Raw genomic sequence first — 2,796 nt, forward strand, 5'->3', positions numbered from 1 at the left:
TCATGGATGATCTGTTGCGGGAGTTTTTGACGGAGACCAGCGAGAGCCTGGACACCGTGGACAATCAGCTGGTGAAGTTCGAGCAGGAGCCGAACAACGCCAAGATCCTGGATAACATCTTCCGCCTGGTCCACACCATCAAGGGCACCTGCGGCTTCCTCGGTTTGCCGCGGCTCGAAGCGCTGGCGCATGCCGGCGAGACCTTGATGGGCAAATTCCGCGACGGCATGCCGGTGACCGGTCAGGCGGTGACGGTGATCCTGTCCTCGATCGACCGCATCAAGGAGATCCTGGCTGGCCTGGAAGCGACCGAGGCCGAGCCTGAAGGCAACGACCGCGACCTCATCGACAAGCTGGAAGCGATGGTCGAGCAGGGCATGGCAGCGATGGCGGCAGGTGCAACTGCGGCCGCTCCTGTCGCTGACGCCCCGCCGCTGGCGCCGGAAGCACCGGCCGCCGCACCCGCCAAGGAGCTGACCACGGGCACGCTGATCGAGCAGACCCTGGAGCGCCCGTTGCGCCCGGGCGAGGTCTCGCTCGACGAGCTCGAGCGCGCCTTCCGCGAGACCGCGATCGAAGCGCCGGTGCCCGCGCCGGCTGCCAAGGCTGAAATAAAGGCTGAAGTGAAGGCTGAGCCCGCCCCCGAGGCGCCTGTCGCGAAGGAAGCAAAGCCCGCCAAGGAGAAGGTCGCGCCGAAGAAGTCGACGGCCGACGAGGGCGCCTCCGAGGGCGAGCGCATCGCCAACCAGTCGATCCGCGTCAACGTGGATACGCTGGAACATCTGATGACCATGGTCTCCGAGCTGGTGCTGACCCGCAACCAGCTGCTGGAGATCTCGAGGCGCAACGAGGACACCGAGTTCAAGGTGCCGCTGCAGCGCCTCTCCAACGTCACCGCCGAGCTGCAGGAAGGCGTCATGAAGACGCGCATGCAGCCGATCGGCAATGCCTGGCAGAAGCTGCCCCGCATCGTCCGCGATCTGTCGAGCGAACTCGGCAAGCAGATCGAACTGGAGATGCACGGCGCCGACACCGAGCTCGACCGCCAGGTGCTCGATCTGATCAAGGACCCGCTCACCCACATGGTGCGCAACTCCGCCGATCATGGCCTGGAGACCCCCGCCGAGCGCCTCGCCAGCGGCAAGGGCGAGCAGGGCACCATTCGCCTGTCCGCCTATCACGAGGGCGGCCACATCATCATCTGCATCGCCGACAACGGCCGCGGCCTCAACACCGAGAAGATCAAGGCCAAGGCGATCTCCTCAGGTCTCGTCACCGAGGCCGAGCTGGAGAAGATGAGCGAAGCCCAGATCCACAAGTTCATCTTCGCGCCGGGCTTCTCCACCGCGGCCGCCGTCACCTCGGTGTCGGGCCGCGGCGTCGGCATGGACGTGGTGCGCACCAATATCGACCAGATCGGCGGCACCATCGACATCAAGAGCGTGGCCGGCGAAGGCTCATCCGTCACCATCAAGATCCCGCTGACGCTGGCCATCGTCTCGGCCCTGATCGTGGAAGCCGCCGGCGACCGCTTCGCCATCCCGCAGCTCTCGGTGGTGGAATTGGTGCGGGCCCGCGCCAACTCCGAGCACCGCATCGAGCGCATCAAGGACACCGCGGTCCTCAGGCTCCGCAACAAGCTGTTGCCGCTGATCCACCTGAAGAAGCTGCTCAAGATCGACGACGGCGCGGCCTCCGATCCCGAGAACGGCTTCATCGTGGTGACCCAGGTCGGCAGCCAGACGTTCGGCATCGTGGTCGACGGCGTGTTCCACACCGAAGAGATCGTGGTGAAGCCGATGTCGACCAAGCTGCGCCACATCGACATGTTCTCCGGCAACACCATTCTCGGCGATGGCGCGGTGATCATGATCATCGATCCCAACGGCATTGCGAAAGCGCTCGGCGCCGCCGGTTCCTCGGCCCATGACATGGCCGACGAAGCGGCCGGCCATCACATCGGCAGCGGCGAGCAGACCACCTCGCTCCTGGTGTTCCGCGCCGGCTCGTCCCAGCCCAAGGCAGTCCCGCTCGGGCTCGTCACCCGCCTGGAAGAGCTCCCCGCCGACAAGATCGAGTTCAGCAACGGCCGCTACATGGTGCAGTACCGCGAGCAGCTGATGCCGCTGGTGGCCATGGAAGGCGTCACCATCGCCAGCCAGGGCGTCCAGCCGATCCTGGTGTTCGCCGACGACGGCCGCTCCATGGGCCTCGTCGTCGACGAGATCATCGACATCGTCGAGGAGCGGCTCAACATCGAGGTCGGCGGCTCGTCCTCGGGCATCCTGGGCTCGGCCGTGATCAAGGGCCAGGCCACCGAGGTGATCGACGTCGGCCACTTCCTGCCGATGGCGTTCTCCGACTGGTTCACCCGCAAGGAGATGAAGCCGTCGATGCACTCGCAGTCGGTGTTGCTGGTCGACGACTCGGCCTTCTTCCGCAACATGCTGGCCCCGGTGCTCAAGGCCGCCGGCTACCGCGTCCGCACCGCGCCGACCGCGCAGGAGGGACTGGCTGCGCTCCGCGCCCAGAGCTTCGACGTGGTGCTGACCGACATCGAGATGCCCGACATGAACGGGTTCGAGTTCGCCGAAGTGATCCGTTCCGACAACAACCTCGCCGCGACGCCGATCATCGGCCTGTCCGCGCTGGTGTCGCCGGCGGCGATCGAGCGCGGCCGTCAGGCCGGCTTCCACGACTATGTCGCCAAGTTCGACCGTCCCGGCCTGATCGCGGCGCTGAAGGAGCAGACCGCGGGCGCCGCCGGCGCTTCCGAGCTGAGCCGGGCCGCGGCTT

General features: G+C 66.4%; 1 protein-coding gene. It reads left to right on the forward strand.

All coding sequences use genetic code 11. The features are described from left to right. Positions 1–2: 2 nt before the first annotated feature. Positions 3–2,796, forward strand: a 2,794-nt coding sequence (locus EHH60_RS36780) for a hybrid sensor histidine kinase/response regulator (protein ID WP_148090227.1), incomplete at its 3' end; no start/stop codon positions are given.

The sequence above is a fragment of the Bradyrhizobium sp. RP6 genome (assembly GCF_003837805.1).
GTDB lineage: Bacteria > Pseudomonadota > Alphaproteobacteria > Rhizobiales > Xanthobacteraceae > Bradyrhizobium.